Origin of the sequence: Arthrobacter sp. zg-Y895, assembly GCF_020731025.1 — a bacterium.
Classification (GTDB): domain Bacteria; phylum Actinomycetota; class Actinomycetes; order Actinomycetales; family Micrococcaceae; genus Arthrobacter_B.
On record NZ_JAJFZY010000004.1, the window covers coordinates 814,130 to 828,020 of the forward strand.

General features: G+C 65.3%; 12 protein-coding genes. 2 read left to right on the top strand and 10 right to left on the bottom strand.

Going from position 1 to position 13,891, the window contains the following annotated elements; translation table 11 throughout:
- The 10 genes from murD to dinB all read right to left on the bottom strand — a co-directional run bounded on the left by murD (position 1) and on the right by dinB (position 12,096).
- Positions 1-1,569 (bottom strand): UDP-N-acetylmuramoyl-L-alanine--D-glutamate ligase, encoded by a 1,569-nt coding sequence (murD, locus tag LJ760_RS10585; protein ID WP_227922600.1) that lies wholly within the window; start codon positions 1,567-1,569, stop codon positions 1-3.
- Positions 1,551-2,654 (bottom strand): phospho-N-acetylmuramoyl-pentapeptide-transferase, encoded by a 1,104-nt coding sequence (mraY, locus tag LJ760_RS10590; RefSeq protein ID WP_227922603.1) that lies wholly within the window; start codon positions 2,652-2,654, stop codon positions 1,551-1,553. The genes murD and mraY overlap by 19 nt, the downstream gene beginning before the upstream one ends.
- Complete coding sequence (locus tag LJ760_RS10595) at positions 2,651-4,156, bottom strand: UDP-N-acetylmuramoyl-tripeptide--D-alanyl-D-alanine ligase (protein ID WP_227922605.1); 1,506 nt, start codon at positions 4,154-4,156, stop codon at positions 2,651-2,653. The genes mraY and LJ760_RS10595 overlap by 4 nt, the downstream gene beginning before the upstream one ends.
- A gap of 6 nt (positions 4,157-4,162) precedes the next feature.
- Complete coding sequence (locus LJ760_RS10600; protein WP_227922607.1) at positions 4,163-5,821, bottom strand: UDP-N-acetylmuramoyl-L-alanyl-D-glutamate--2,6-diaminopimelate ligase; 1,659 nt, start codon at positions 5,819-5,821, stop codon at positions 4,163-4,165.
- Complete coding sequence (locus LJ760_RS10605) at positions 5,811-7,592, bottom strand: peptidoglycan D,D-transpeptidase FtsI family protein (RefSeq protein ID WP_227922609.1); 1,782 nt, start codon at positions 7,590-7,592, stop codon at positions 5,811-5,813. Before LJ760_RS10605 ends, LJ760_RS10600 begins: the two co-directional genes overlap by 11 nt.
- 47 nt (positions 7,593-7,639) lie before the next feature.
- Complete coding sequence (locus LJ760_RS10610; protein WP_227922611.1) at positions 7,640-8,362, bottom strand: hypothetical protein; 723 nt, start codon at positions 8,360-8,362, stop codon at positions 7,640-7,642.
- On the bottom strand, positions 8,362-9,360 hold the full coding sequence (gene rsmH / locus LJ760_RS10615; protein WP_227922613.1) for a 16S rRNA (cytosine(1402)-N(4))-methyltransferase RsmH: 999 nt from the start codon (positions 9,358-9,360) through the stop codon (positions 8,362-8,364). The genes LJ760_RS10610 and rsmH overlap by 1 nt, the downstream gene beginning before the upstream one ends.
- Before the next feature lie 185 nt (positions 9,361-9,545).
- Positions 9,546-9,977 (bottom strand): division/cell wall cluster transcriptional repressor MraZ, encoded by a 432-nt coding sequence (mraZ, locus tag LJ760_RS10620; RefSeq protein WP_227922615.1) that lies wholly within the window; start codon positions 9,975-9,977, stop codon positions 9,546-9,548.
- A gap of 342 nt (positions 9,978-10,319) precedes the next feature.
- Positions 10,320-10,694: a DUF3040 domain-containing protein gene (locus LJ760_RS10625; protein ID WP_227922616.1), complete on the bottom strand. Its 375-nt coding sequence runs from the start codon at positions 10,692-10,694 to the stop codon at positions 10,320-10,322.
- A 214-nt stretch (positions 10,695-10,908) separates the two neighbouring features.
- Positions 10,909-12,096, bottom strand: a complete 1,188-nt coding sequence (gene dinB / locus LJ760_RS10630) for a DNA polymerase IV (RefSeq protein ID WP_227922808.1) — start codon at positions 12,094-12,096, stop codon at positions 10,909-10,911.
- Positions 12,097-12,289: 193 nt separating this feature from the next.
- Between dinB and LJ760_RS10635 the strand changes: the two genes are divergently transcribed.
- Together LJ760_RS10635 and LJ760_RS10640 are read left to right on the top strand one after the other, a co-directional pair.
- On the top strand, positions 12,290-12,769 hold the full coding sequence (locus tag LJ760_RS10635) for a hypothetical protein (protein WP_227922619.1): 480 nt from the start codon (positions 12,290-12,292) through the stop codon (positions 12,767-12,769).
- A gap of 2 nt (positions 12,770-12,771) precedes the next feature.
- On the top strand, positions 12,772-13,872 hold the full coding sequence (locus LJ760_RS10640) for a polyprenyl synthetase family protein (RefSeq protein ID WP_227922622.1): 1,101 nt from the start codon (positions 12,772-12,774) through the stop codon (positions 13,870-13,872).
- The last annotated feature ends 19 nt before the right edge of the window (positions 13,873-13,891 follow it).

The window sequence follows — 13,891 nt, forward strand, 5'->3', positions numbered from 1 at the left end:
CTAGGGCTCCTTCGGAGTCTGTGCCTGTCCCGGTGCCTGCTGTTCGCTCATATATCCTGCGACGGCTTCAATGAAAGCCTCGCCGCGGTGGGCATAGGAGGTGAACTGGTCCATGGAAGCTGCTGCCGGCGCCATCAGCACCGTGTCTCCTGCTTCGGCCACGGTAGCCGCCGCGGCGACTGCCCTGACCATGATCTCTTCAGCACTGGTGACCGGTGCCGCCGTCAGCGGCCGTTCCCCAGTCTGCTCCACAAGGGCGTGGATGACCGGTACATCGGGTGCGTGTTGTGCCAGGGCTGCCTGCAGGTCCGCGGTGTCGGCTCCGATCAGCACCACTGCCTTGAGCCGGCCCCGGTGCTCAGCAACCAGGTCGTTGTAGTGAACGCCCTTGGACAGGCCGCCGGCAATCCAGACAACGCTGGTGAAGGCGGCCAGCGACGCCGCCGCGGCATGCGGATTGGTCGCCTTGGAGTCATTGACCCACAGGATGTCGTTAAGGCGGGCCACCGGCTGGATCCGGTGGTCTCCCGGTGCATAGGCCCGCAGTCCGTCCCGGACCGCGGCGGGTTCGACGCCGAGGGCACGCACCAGCGCAGCCGCGGCCAGGGCATTGGCCACCATGTGCCGGGGAGCGTACTCCCCCAGGTCGGCCATGGCGGCAAGCTCCGCCGCGGAGTCCTTGCGCTGTTCAATGAAGGCCCGGTCCACCAGCAGTCCTTCGACCACTCCGACCATGCTGACCGCCGGCACCGAGGTGGTGAAGCCGACCGCGCGGCAGCCTTCCACGACGTCGGCTTCCTCGACCATGTGCTCGGTCTCGTACTGCTCGGCGTTGTAGATGCAGGCGACCTGCGTGTTTTCGTAGATCTTTGCCTTGTCGGCGAGGTAGGCCTCATAGGAGCCGTGCCAGTCCACGTGGTCTTCGGCGATGTTCAGGCAGACGCTGGCCAGCGGGGACATGGAGTGTGTCCAGTGCAGCTGGAAGCTGGAGAGTTCCACGGCAATGGCGTCATAGCCTTCCGGATCCCGGATCGCATCCAGGATCGGAGTTCCGACGTTGCCGGCCGCGATGGCGCGCAGTCCGGCGGCCCGGAGCATGCTTTCGGTCATCGAGACCGTGGTGGTCTTGCCGTTGGTGCCGGTGATGGCCAGCCACTGGGCGGTCTTGCGGCCTTCGCGGATACGCACCCGCCAGGCCAGCTCGACGTCGCCCCAGACGGGAATGTCCGCTGCGGCGGCTGCGGCCAGCACCGGGTGGGTGGGGCGGAAGCCCGGTGAGGTCACCACGAGGTCAGGGGCAGCGCCGTCGACCTCGGGAACCCCGGCCACCGCGTCGGCGCCGAGCAGGATGTCCGCGGCGCCGACAATCCGAAGGGTGTCCGCCTTGGCGCGGTTCTCCTCGGTGTCCCTGGCATCCACCACGACAACCCGGGCGCCGAGTTCGATCAGGGTGTCCGCTGCGGAGAAGCCGGAGAGGCCGATGCCGGTGACGACTACGCGCAGTCCGCTCCAGTCGGCGTCCCATGTGGTCAGTTCGGCAAGGGGTGCACTCACTGTCCCACCACCCATTCGGCGTAGAAGATTCCGAGCGCTACGGCCACGCAGAGGCCGGCGATGATCCAGAACCGGACCACCACGGTGACCTCGGCCCAGCCCTTGAGCTCGAAGTGGTGCTGCAGCGGAGCCATCTTGAACACGCGCTTGCCGCCGCTGAGCTTGAAGTAGCCCACCTGGATGATGACGGAGAGGGTGATGATCACGAACAGGCCGGCAAGGATCACCAGCAGCAGTTCGGTCCGCGAGAGGATGGCGAAGGCCGCAATGGCGCCGCCGATCGCCAGCGAGCCGGTGTCGCCCATGAAGATCTTCGCGGGCGAGGTGTTCCACCAGAGGAAACCGATGAGGGCACCCGCCATGGCTCCGGCCAGCAGGGCAAGATCCATCGGGTCGCGGACTTCGTAGCAGACGCCTTCTGCGCCCGGTGTACCGCAGCTCTGGTTGTACTGCCAGATCCCGATCAGGAAGTAGGCGCCGAACACCAGCACGGAGGCACCGGCAGCCAGGCCGTCGAGGCCGTCGGCGAGGTTCACGCCGTTGGTGGTGCCGGTGATGATGACCAGGGACCAGATCACGAACAGGATCGCGCCGATCACCGTTCCCGCGAAGGCAAGGTCGAAGTTTGTGTCCCGGATGAAGGAGACCGCGGTCGACGCCGGCGTCCTCCCCTGCTCATTGGGGAACTGCAGGGCGAGCACGGCAAAGGTGATGCCGACGACTGCCTGCAGGATGATCTTTGCCTTGGCGTTCAGGCCGAGGCTGCGCTGCTTGGAAATCTTGGTGTAGTCGTCAATGAAGCCGACCATGCCCATGCCCACGGTGAGCAGCAGGACCAGCAGTCCGGACGCCGTCGGGCTGAAGGAGCCGAAGCCCAGCATGCCGCTGATGAGGTGGGTAAGGAAGTACGCAGCCACCACGGACGCCACGATGACGGCGCCGCCCATGGTGGGGGTGCCGCGCTTGGTGTGGTGGGAGGTGGGGCCGTCGTCGCGGACGAACTGGCCGTACCCTTTCCGCACCAGGAAACGGATGAACAGGGGTGTTCCGGCAAAGGCGAAGACCAGAGCCAGCGAAGACCCTACAAGCAGGGAGATCACAGGTTCTCTCCTCCGGTCCCTTCGGTGCGCGCCGGCGCGGTCGCCGGATCAGTTGCTGCGGACGGTGGTACAGGGGTCAAGGCTATCCGATCGCCGAGGAAGCGCAGGGCCGCCCCGTTGGAGGATTTGAACAGGACAAGGTCTCCGGGCGCGAGGGATTCGGCAAGGATGCGCTCGGCGTCCTCCACCGTCTCCACGAAGGTGGATTCCTCCCCCCAGGAGCCCTCCATGACCGCGCCGGTGTGCATGGCGCGGGCACCGGTGCCCACGACAATGAGTTTGGAAATATTGAGCCGGACGGCGTAGCGGCCGATGGCGTCGTGTTCGGTGACGGCATCCTCGCCCAGCTCCAGCATTTCGCCCAGGACAGCCCAGGTGCGCCGTTCCCGGCCGAGTTCGGCCAGGGTGCGCAGGGCCGCGCGCATGGATTCCGGGTTCGCGTTGTACGCGTCGTTGATCACCGTGACGCCGTCGGCGCGGTCGGTGCGCTCCATGCGCCAGCGGCTGGCCGCCGCGCGGCCGGAGAGCCCTGCGGCAATCTGCTCGCCCGGAATGCCCGCTGCGTAGGCTGCGGCAGCGGCCGCCAGCAGGTTCGCCGTGTGGTGGGCGCCGATGAGGCCGGACCGGATTTCGTGCCGGCTGCCGTCGGGCAGCAGCAGCGTAAAGACGGGCCTGCCCTCGGCGTCGGTGCGTGCATCCAGGGCACGGACGGCGTTCTTGGCGCCGTGCGCTTCCTCCGGCGAGGAGGTGAAGTAGAGGACCGGTGCGTCGGTGCGATCAGCCATCGCCGCAACGCGGATGTCGTCGGCGTTCAGGATGGCGGTCCCGCCGGCGGGCAGCGCTTCGACGAGCTCTCCCTTGGCGACGGCAATGTTGTCCACGCCGCCGAACTCACCGGCGTGCGCGGAACCCACGAAGAGGACGACGCCGATATCCGGCTTCACCATCTCCGCCAGGTAACGGATGTTGCCGATGCGGGTGGCACCCATTTCCATCACGAGGTAGCGGGTTCCGTAGCCGGCAGTGAACACGGTCAGCGGAAGGCCGACTTCGCCGTTGTAGGAACCTACCGGAGCGACGGTGGGACCGGACTCGCTCAGCACACCGGCCAGCAGGTCCTTGGTGGTGGTCTTACCGGCTGATCCGGTGATGCCGATGACGGTCAGTTCGCCGTGCGCCCGGAGCCGGCGGACAATTTCCGCGGCAAGGGTGCCCATGGCCAGGACGACGTCGGGAACCATCACGCCCGGGTAGAGCGCTCCGGTGTCGTCGGCCACCGGCCGTTCGAGAAGCGCCAGCATGGCGCCGCGGGCAAAAGCGGCGCCCACGAACAGGTGGCCGTCCGAGTTCTCGCCGGGCTTGGCGATGAAGAGCGAGCCCTGTACGGCGTCGCGCGAATCCGTGGTGGCGGAAGTCACGACAAGACCCGGCGTCTGTGCGGCCGGGCCGATCAGCTCGCCGCCTGTAATTGCCGCTATTTCGGCTGCATTAAGTTCAATCATGACGATTTAGGACTCTACCCCGTCGCTCGAAAGGGCACTGAATCCGTATCTTGTCAAAGCCCGGCGCAGTTCCACCCGGTCATCCAGGGCAAGGTTCTCCCCCATGACTTCCTGCCACACTTCGTGGCCGCGCCCGGCCACCAGCACGGTGTCCTGCGGACGCGCCAGTTCAACGGCACGGTCGATGGCAGCTGCACGGGGCGCGACTTCCTCAATGACACACGCCAGGTCTTCCCCGGTCCGTGCGCCCTCGGCACCGCGCAGGACGTCCGCGCGGATGGCGGCGGCGTCTTCGCCGTGCGGGTCATCGTCGGTGACGACGACGACGTCGGCAAGGCGGGCCGCGATGGCTCCCATCAGCGGGCGCTTGGTCTGGTCCCTCTCGCCGGTGGCTCCAAAAACGATGATCACCCGTGAGTCGCCGTCGGGACGCCGAACGGAGGCGAGGGTGCGGGTCAGGGCATCGGGGTTGTGGGCAAAATCAACGATGGCTGCCGGTTCTTCACCGATCAGCTGCATCCGGCCGGGGACCTCGACGGTAAACGGATCAGAGGAGTCCAGCGCTGCCTGCACGGTTTCTGCGGGAACGCCGGAGGCCAGCACCATCACTATGGCCAGCGCGGCGTTGGAGATGTTGAAAGTTCCGGGCAGTGCCGTGGAGGCCCGCAGCTGCTCCCCTTCCGGACCACGGATAGTAAAGGAGTGTCCAAGCCCGCGGGGCTCGATGTCCGTGACGAACCAATCGGCATCGCGGCCGGTGCCGTCCGTCGCAAGCGTCAGGACGGGTACCCCCGCCCGGGCTGCCATTTTCACTCCCCATTCGTCGTCTACCGTGACGACGGCCCGGCGGGCGCGGTCGGGCTGGAACAGTGCTGCCTTGGCAGCGAAGTATTCCTCCATGGAGCCGTGCAGGTCCAGGTGGTCCTGGGTGAGGTTGGTGAACCCGGCGACGTCGAAGCGGACACCGTCAACGCGGCGGTAGGTGATCGCATGGGAAGAGACCTCCATGGTGGCGGCGTCCAGGCCCCGCTCGCGCATCAAGGCCAGCAGCCCGTGCACCTGCGGTGATTCGGGCGTGGTCAGGACGCTGGGAATGGCTTCCCCGCCGGCGAGGATCTCGATCGTGCCGATCAGCCCGGTGGTACGCCCGAGCGCCTGCAGGAGCGAATTCACGAAGTAGGAAGTGGTGGTTTTGCCGTTGGTGCCCGTGATGCCGAACAGGGTGGGGCGGGGGCCGTCCGAAGGAACGCTGTTGAAGACGGCGGCGGCCAGCGGCCCGACCAGCCGGCGGACATCACCGGCGACGAAGACCGGAATGTGCAGCTCGGCAAGATGCGCCAGCCCTGCCACGTCGGTCAGGACAGCCGACGCTCCAGCCGCTTCCGCTGCTCCTGCGAAGCGGGCGCCGTGGTGCCGGGCGCCGGCAATGCCCACATACAGGTCACCGGGGAGCACCTCACGGGAATTGATCGTGAGTCCCGAAAGCTCCGTACCCCAGGCTGCTTCCGCCGTTCCTGCGGCCGGTGCAACGTCCCGCAGCTGCGCAGGCAGCGCCTGCACGGCGGCACGCACGGTAACCGGATCGACGGCACCGGGACGGAGACCGGATCCGGCGGGGGGATTTTCACTTATTGGCACTTCAATGCTCCAGGAATTAGTACTCAATGGGGTAAGTCTCGGGTTCACCCGTGGAAGGCGGCACGTTGTTGCTCACCAGCGCCTGTTCCATGACCTTCTGGAAGGACTGGCCAGGAATGATGTAGTAGAGGTCGCCCTGGGGCCGCTGGAGGGTCACCACAACCACGTACTTCGGATCATCCATGGGTGCAATACCAGCATAAGAGAGGGTCGAGCCTGAATAGCCGCCGTTCGGCCCGGGGGCTTCAGCCGTTCCCGTCTTGGAACCGACCCGGTACTGCTTCAACTCGCCGGTCTTGCCGGAGCCGTCCTTGGTGACCGTTTCCATCATGTGCTGGACCTGCTCCGCGGTGTCCTCGGAGACAACCCGCGTACCCGGTTCCTTTTCGATGGGCTGCTCCGTACCGTCTTCCTTGATGACGGAGTCGATGATGCTCGGCTGGACGCGGACGCCGTCATTGGCAATCGTCTGGAAGACACTTGCCGTGTGCAGCGCTGTCTGCGTCAGGCCCTGTCCGAACAGCACGGTGTACTGCTGGCGTCCGTCCCAGGCGTCGGGTTCCGGCAGCAGGCCTGCGGTTTCCCCGTTGAGTCCAACGTTCAGCGGTTGGCCGATCCCGAACTTCCGCAGCCAGTCGTACCGCTGCTGCGGCGTCAGCTGCTGTCCGACCATCACCGTTCCGGTGTTCATGGACTTGGCCAGCACACCCGCTACGGTCATCTGGACGGTCCCGTGCGGGACGGCGTCCTTGAAGGTCTGGCCGTCGACGGTGTAGGTGGGTTCGATCTCCAGCCGCGTTTCGGGGGTAGTGATGCCTTCTTCGATGGCGGCGGCCATGGTGATGACCTTAGTGGTGGAACCGGGCTCGAAGAAGTCCGTGACGGACCTCGCCTTCCGCGACTCCGCCGGGGTCGCACCGGGGTTGTTGGGGTCCACAGTGGTGGATTCCGCCAGCGCGATCACCCGGGCGGTATCGGCCTCCATGACCACGATGTTGCCCCACTCGGCGTCGTATTCATTCACCTGCGCCGCAATGGTCTGCTGGGCAAACCACTGAAGGTCCTGGTCAATGCTCAGCTTTATCGATTCCCCGTCGTGGACGGGTTCGTCCTCATTGGTGGCGTAAGGAATGCGGATGCCGTCTCCGCCGATTTCGTAGGTCTTGCTGCCGGCTTCGCCGGCAAGGATCTCGTCCTGGGTCAGCTCGAGGCCTTCCTGCGCGCCTTCGGTGCCGAGGAAGCCCACAATGGACCCGGCCACCGAGCCGGAGGGGTAGGTCCGCAGCGTGGTCCGGTCCGCATAGATTCCCGGGAACTTTACGGCGAGGACCTTTTCCTTGACTTCGGGGGTGACGGTTTTGGCGACGAAGTTGAAGCCCTTCTCCCCGAGCAGTGCTGAGCGCAGGGTTTCCGGATCCTGCCCGAGGATGGCTCCAAGTTCCTCAAACGCCTGGTCGAAGGTAACGTCCTGGAGTTTCCCCTCGGCGTCGCGGCGCTTGAATTCCTCGCCGATGTCCTGCGAAAGGCGCTGGTCCACCACAATGTCGAACCGCTCCACGCTTCGGGCCAGGTAATTGCCCTTGGAGTCGAGGATGCTGCCGCGCAGGGCCGGCACGGTCACCGTCACGAGCCGGTTATCCACGGCGCTCTGTGCCATGCCGTCCGGGTCCAGTGCCTGGACGTGGAAAAGCCGAAGTCCGAGAACGGTCAGCAACACCAGGGCAAGGATCAGTCCGGCGCGCAGCCGTCCGGTAACGATGGCCACCCTGTGGTTGTCCGGGCCGGATTTTTGTGCCACAACGTGTCCTCGTTCATGCCTAAGTTTTGATGACTGCTTCGCTTGGATCAGTTTCCGCTTCGCTGCACGGGGGCAGGGATGGTTCCGCCGTTCAATTCGCCTTCAGGGACGACGTCCGAGGGCTGGGCCGGATCCGCTTCCGGAATCCGGGCGGCCTCTTCCGCTGCTGCGGCGGCCGCTGCTTCGCTTGCCGCTGCTTCCTCCCGCTCCTCAACTGCCCGGACCGATTCCTGCGGTTCTGCCGGAACCACGGAGGGTGCGGGGGTGATCGGCTGGGTCAGGACACTCGGCGCCCCGATCAGCAGCTCGGCGGGCTCGCCTTCCTTGGCTGCCTCCGGGCTGCCGGTGACTGCAAGTGTCTGAAGGTCAATGGTGCCGAAGCTGGGCGAAGAAACCATGCCGAGGTCTGCCGCGGAAGCAGCCAGGACCTGCGGTGCCTGATGGTTTTCGATCTTCTGGGTCAGCGCTTCGTTGCGCTGGGCCAGCTCGGCCTTCTGGCTCTGCAGCTGCACCAGCTCGTACTGGCCGCTGGAAACCGAGATGTTCAGCAACAGCACCGAGGCCAGTCCGAGAACGAGGGCAGCGAAGCAGAAAACCGCGAACGGGGCACGTTTGCGGCGCGAGGCGGCGGGCACCAGCGACAGCGGGGTGCGCCGCCTGACGGTGGTGGCAGGCGCCGCAGCATCCCAATCAAGCGCACGCGCCGTGTTGCCGACGACGGCGCTTGACGCCATGGTGCTGAATCGGGCCGATGGCCGACGTTCGCTCATTATTTCCTGGCCCCATCCATGGGTTTGCGGATTCGTTCTACTGCACGGAGTTTTGCGGAGGCTGCACGGGGATTCTCTGCAATTTCCTCGTCCGTAGGCACCTCGGTGCCCTTGGTCAGCCTCTTGAGCTGGGCCTTGTGTTGTTCAAGTTCAACCGGGAACCCCTTGGGGGCGGAGGACCGCGCGCCCGCGGCGAAGACGCCCTTGACGATCTTGTCTTCAAGCGAGTGGTAGGACATCACGACCACGCGTCCACCCATGTTCAGCACCGACAACGATGCCGGAATGGCCCGCTCGAGGACATCGAGCTCCTCGTTCACTTCGATGCGCAGCGCTTGGAACGTTCGCTTGGCAGGATGCCCGCCGGTTCGCGCAGCTGCCGCCGGGACAACCCCGCGGATCGCTTCGACAAGCTCGCCGGTGGTGGTGAAGGGCTTCGAAGCACGTGCAGCAACAATGGCCGAGGCGATTCGGCCCGCGAACTTCTCCTCGCCCCATTTCCGGATGATGCCTACCAGCTCGGCCTCGCCGTAGGTGTTGACGATGTCTGCAGCGGTACGCCCGCGGGTGGTGTCCATCCGCATATCCAGGGGTGCGTCGTAGGAGTAGGCGAAGCCGCGGTCCCGTTCATCGAGCTGCAGCGAGGAAACGCCCAGATCGAACAGCGCACCGTCGATACCCTCGAATCCAAGGTCCGTAACGACGTCTGCTATTTCGTCGTAGACCGCATGGACCAGGTCAATCCGGTCCGCAAAGGGTTCCAGCCTCTCGCCGGCCAGCGCCAGTGCCTGCCGGTCCCGGTCAATACCGATCACGTGCAGCTGGGGGAACCGCTGCAGCATGGCTTCGGTGTGCCCGCCCATGCCCAGGGTGGCATCCACTACAACGGCACGGCCGTGGTCGGCTACGGCGCTTTCGATGGAAGGAGCCAGGAGGTTGATGCAGCGGTCGCGCAGCACCGGAACATGCCGTTCCTCGGTGGGGCGCTCTTCGCTCATCTGAGGCTTCCTTCCATTCGTAGTGTTTTTGCTGTGCGGCCGGTTCTTAAACCAGACCCCCATCCGCGCCTCACCGCTTCAAACCTTCTGGCTCCGGGGAAGGGAAGCCAGACGGTCTTGCGGTGGGGCGGCGGGAGATCTCATTCAAGACCCGGCCCGGGTTGTCCGTTTAGCGGGCGGTACTGCTAGAAAATCCCTGGAATCGCGTCTTCGTCTGTTTCCGAGAACGCGGTTTCCTGTTCTGCCAGATAGTTCTGCCAAGCGGTTGCATCCCAGATCTCGGCCCGCGTACCGGCGCCGATGACGACCAGTTCGCGTCCAAGCCCTGCATACGACCTCAGCGCCGGCGGGATGGTTACCCGGCCCTGCTTGTCTGGAACTTCGTCAGAGGCTCCTGAGAGAAAGACCCGAATGTAGTCACGCGCCTGGCGGGAGGAAAGTGGAGCTTCCCGCATTTGGTCGTGGACCCGTTCGAATTCCTTCTGGCTGAAGACGTAGATGCAGCGCTCCTGACCCCTGGTCAGGACAAGGCCGTCGGCCAGTTCCTCGCGGAACTTGGCCGGCAGGATCAGCCTCCCCTTCTCGTCCAGACGCGGCGAATGTGTTCCTAGGAACATCCCGCACCGCCCTGTCCGATTGGGGGTAAACCCCTTGAGTACCGCCCCTACCCTCTTATGTCCCCCACTTTACTCCACTTCCCTCCACAGTCAACGCCTTGGCGCGTTGTATTCCGGGCGCGTCGCATCCAAAATCCGCGGGTTGGAGCGGATTCTTGCGGGCGGAGTGCAGTGGAGGGGTTTACGCGACCGGCATCTGCTCGGGAAACGCGTCCCGGACAGGAAAAAGGGCACAAAAAAGGACCCGCCGAAACGGGTCCTTTTTGCGCTTCCTACCTGCCTGCCACCCTTTGGTTCTGGAGTCTTACGGGGTCCAGGGCCTGCGGCACCGAGCGGGTGTTCCTACGGCTGGTCGCGTTTGCGTTCGTCCCACTTGCTTTCCAGGTTATTCATGAATCCACGCTGCGTACTGGACTCGCGCTCCTTGCGCCCGTCCGTTGCCGCCGGCGGATTCTTCCGTCCCCGGGTGGTTGCGTAGTACACGCCTGCTCCCATGATGAGGAACCCCAGTACACCGACGAGGATGCCCGCTTCCGTAATTCCCAGAAGCAGCACACCCAAGCCCACCACAGCCAGCAATGCGCCGAGGACTATCCGCCTGCTCGAGATCCCACGGCCCGCGGACGTCGCCATTGAGTTCGCGAATTTTGGATCTTCTGCGTGTAATTGCTGCTCCAGTTGATCCAGCAAGCGCTGCTCGTGTTCCGACAGTGCCATTGCTGCCTCCTTGCCGTCCGGTCCTGCCCCTGTAAACCAACCAACGAACGTGTGGCGACGGATGTTCCCGCGCAGGCTCGCTGCTGCTTTGCACTTAGTCCAAGGATAGGTGGCAACCGGTCCGCACGAAAGCGGCCGGTCCACGTATTCCACCGGGTAGGAAACCAGCCCCGACGCAAAGCCGGTCCGGCTCCGGCAGAGCGACCCGGGGCGTTCAGTCCTCGAACCGGTCCGGTTCCGCCGGAGGCTTCCGGGGAGACGGAGCGATAAGCCGGGCAGGAACAACGCCCAGTTCGCCGAAGCGCCGGTTGATCCGATCCAGCGCGTCCTCTGCCGAACGCCAACTGTCCTCCCGTCCGTCCAGGGTCAGCTGCATGGCAGCACCTTCTGCGGATTCAAGTTGTTCGGCCCGCAGCCCTATCAGCCGGACGCTTTGCGGCCGCGGCCCCAGGGCGGTCAGCAGCCCTTTGGCCGTCTCGTAGATCATCTGGGCGCTGCCCACCGGCTCGGGGAGGGTGCGGGTGCGGGTCAGCGTCGTGAAGTCCGCATAACGCAGCTTCAGGGAAACCGACCTGCACTGGAGTCCGGCGGCCCGCAGGCGGACAGCACTGCGGTGTGCGAGCCGAAGCAGCTCCGTGTGCAGCACGTCGTCGTCGCTGACGTCGGACGCGAAGGTCTCCTCGGCGCCGATGCTCTTTTCGCGCCGTACGGGTGTTACAGCCCGGCCATCCCGCCCCCAGGACAATTCATACACGTGGTCCCCCACGGCCCCGAGCAGCCGGCGGAGCACAGTCGGCGGAGTATTGGCCACATCCGCCACCGTGGCAATGCCGACGCGGGCCAGCACCTCGCGGGTCTTGGCCCCTACTCCCCACAACGCAGAAACGTCCAAAGTGTGGAGGAAGTCCACCGTCTGCTCCTTGGGCACCAGCAGCAGTCCGTTGGGTTTGCATCGGGTGGAAGCGATCTTAGCCACGAACTTGGTGGCGGCAATGCCGACACTGGCGGTCATGCCCAGTTCGGCAGCAACACGCTCACGGATATGCTCACCGATCGCGCGGGGCGGCCCGAGCCTGCGCATGGCTCCTGCGATATCAAGGAAGGCCTCGTCGACGCTGAGCTGTTCCACCAGCGGAGTAATGGATTCGAAGATCTGCATCAGCTGGGCGGAGAAGGTCCGGTAGACCTCCTGGTGCGGCTCCAGGACCACTGCCTGCGGGCACTGCCGGCGGGCAACGGCCATCGGCATGGCAGAACGGACACCGTAACGCCTCGCCTCATAGGATGCGGACAGGACGACGGACCGGCCCCCGAGGCCGCCTACGATGACCGGCCTGCCAATCAGGTCGGGCCGTTTGAGCAGCTCCACGGAAACATAAAAAGCGTCCATGTCCACGTGCATTATGGTGCAGTCGCGGTTGCCGCTGCCGGCGTCGGGACCATTGCTCACTCCATCATCGTAGCCAGCCGCGCCCCCATTCCTGCCTTTCCTGCTTCATCGCTTCTTTTCGGCGCCCTAACCACCTTCCCTGGAGCGGTTTTCGGTTCGCCTAGACTGGGTGGCAGGACCCTGACCCCCACCGAAGCGGAACCCGATGAAAAAGACGCTCACGATGCTCTCTGCCGCGGCCCTGATCCTGGCGGCAGCCGGATGCTCCACCGGCACCGCAGCGGACGGAGATTCCCCGTCCGACACGCAGGCTGCATCCCCCACCCCGACACCTACGGCGTCTGCCGTTGCCCTCGCGGACGGGTTCCCGTCCGATCTCATTCCGGTGATGGATGGCGCGGAGCTGCTTTCGAGCAGCGTGGACCGGGCCAACGGCACGCTCACCGCCGTATTAGTGGAGTCCTCGGATGCTCCCGCAGCCGACATCCTCGCCTTCTACGATGCCAAGCTGGTTGCGCAGGGTTTCACTGCGGCCGAAGCGGCCACCGGTTCCCCATCCTCGCGCGACTACGTCCGCACCGGCACCAGTGAGCCCGAAACGGTCAACATCACCGCGATTACCAAGGAGGGCGGCCCGGCGACGGTGACTGTCGGCGCCACGGTCCTCGCAGAAACGGTGAAATAACGGTGTCCGCTACCCCGGCCGAATCCGCACAGCAGGAGCAGGCCGCATACCGAGACCTGTTGGGCACGGAACTCGAGGATTTCCTGGCAGTCCAGCACTCGGTGCTTGCCGAGGTTTCCCTCGAGGCGCTTCCCCTCCTGGACGCAGTACACAACCTTGCCCGTGGAGGGAAGCGGCTGCGGGCCCTCCTTGCTTACTGGGGATGGCGCGGCGCCGGAGGAACTCCCCTGCACCCCGAAGCCGTCCGGGCCGGCGTCGCACTGGAACTGTTCCAGAGTGCCGCATTGATCCACGACGACATCATTGACCGGTCCGACACCCGCCGGGGCGGCCCGAGCGTTCACCGCACCTTCTCCATGGCGCACGCGGACGCCAACTGGCACCTGGACGGATTCCATTTCGGTTCATCGGCCGGAATCCTTGCCGGTGATCTTTGCCTGTCCCTCAGCGAGGAAATGTTTTCCGCCGTGGGTCCGCGCGCGGCGCACGGCACCGAAGCCCGGCGCATCTTCAACCGCATGCGCACAGAGGTCATGGCCGGGCAGTACCTTGACATCCTCGAAGAGGTTGTCGGCCCCGGCCACGACCCCGAGCACGCCGTCGTCCGGGCGTTGAATATCCTGCGCTACAAGGCAGCGAAGTACACCACGGAGCATCCCCTCACCCTCGGCGGCGCCCTGGCCGGTGCCGGCGAAGAGATCCTGGCGGGCTATTCCCGCTTCTCCCTGCCCTTGGGCGAAGCATTCCAGCTGCGGGACGACGTACTGGGTGTGTTCGGAGATCCCCGGACCACGGGAAAACCGGCAGGAGACGACCTCCGTGAGGGTAAACGCACGGTCCTGATTGCCTACGCGCTGTCCAGCGGAAGCGAGAGCGCCCGGAAAGAGATCACGGCGCGGCTCGGGGATCCGGGGCTGGACGACGAAGGCGTGGCCCTGCTCCGCGGAATCATCCTCGACACCGGGGCACTGGCCGCGACGGAGGAGCTCATCTCCAGGCATACGGAAACAGCGTTTTCCGCACTGGCCGCACTCCCCCTTGACGGCGTACCCCGGGCCGCCCTTGACGCGTTGGCCCACTCAGCCGTTCGGCGCAGCTCCTAGGGAGCCGGCACGAACAATA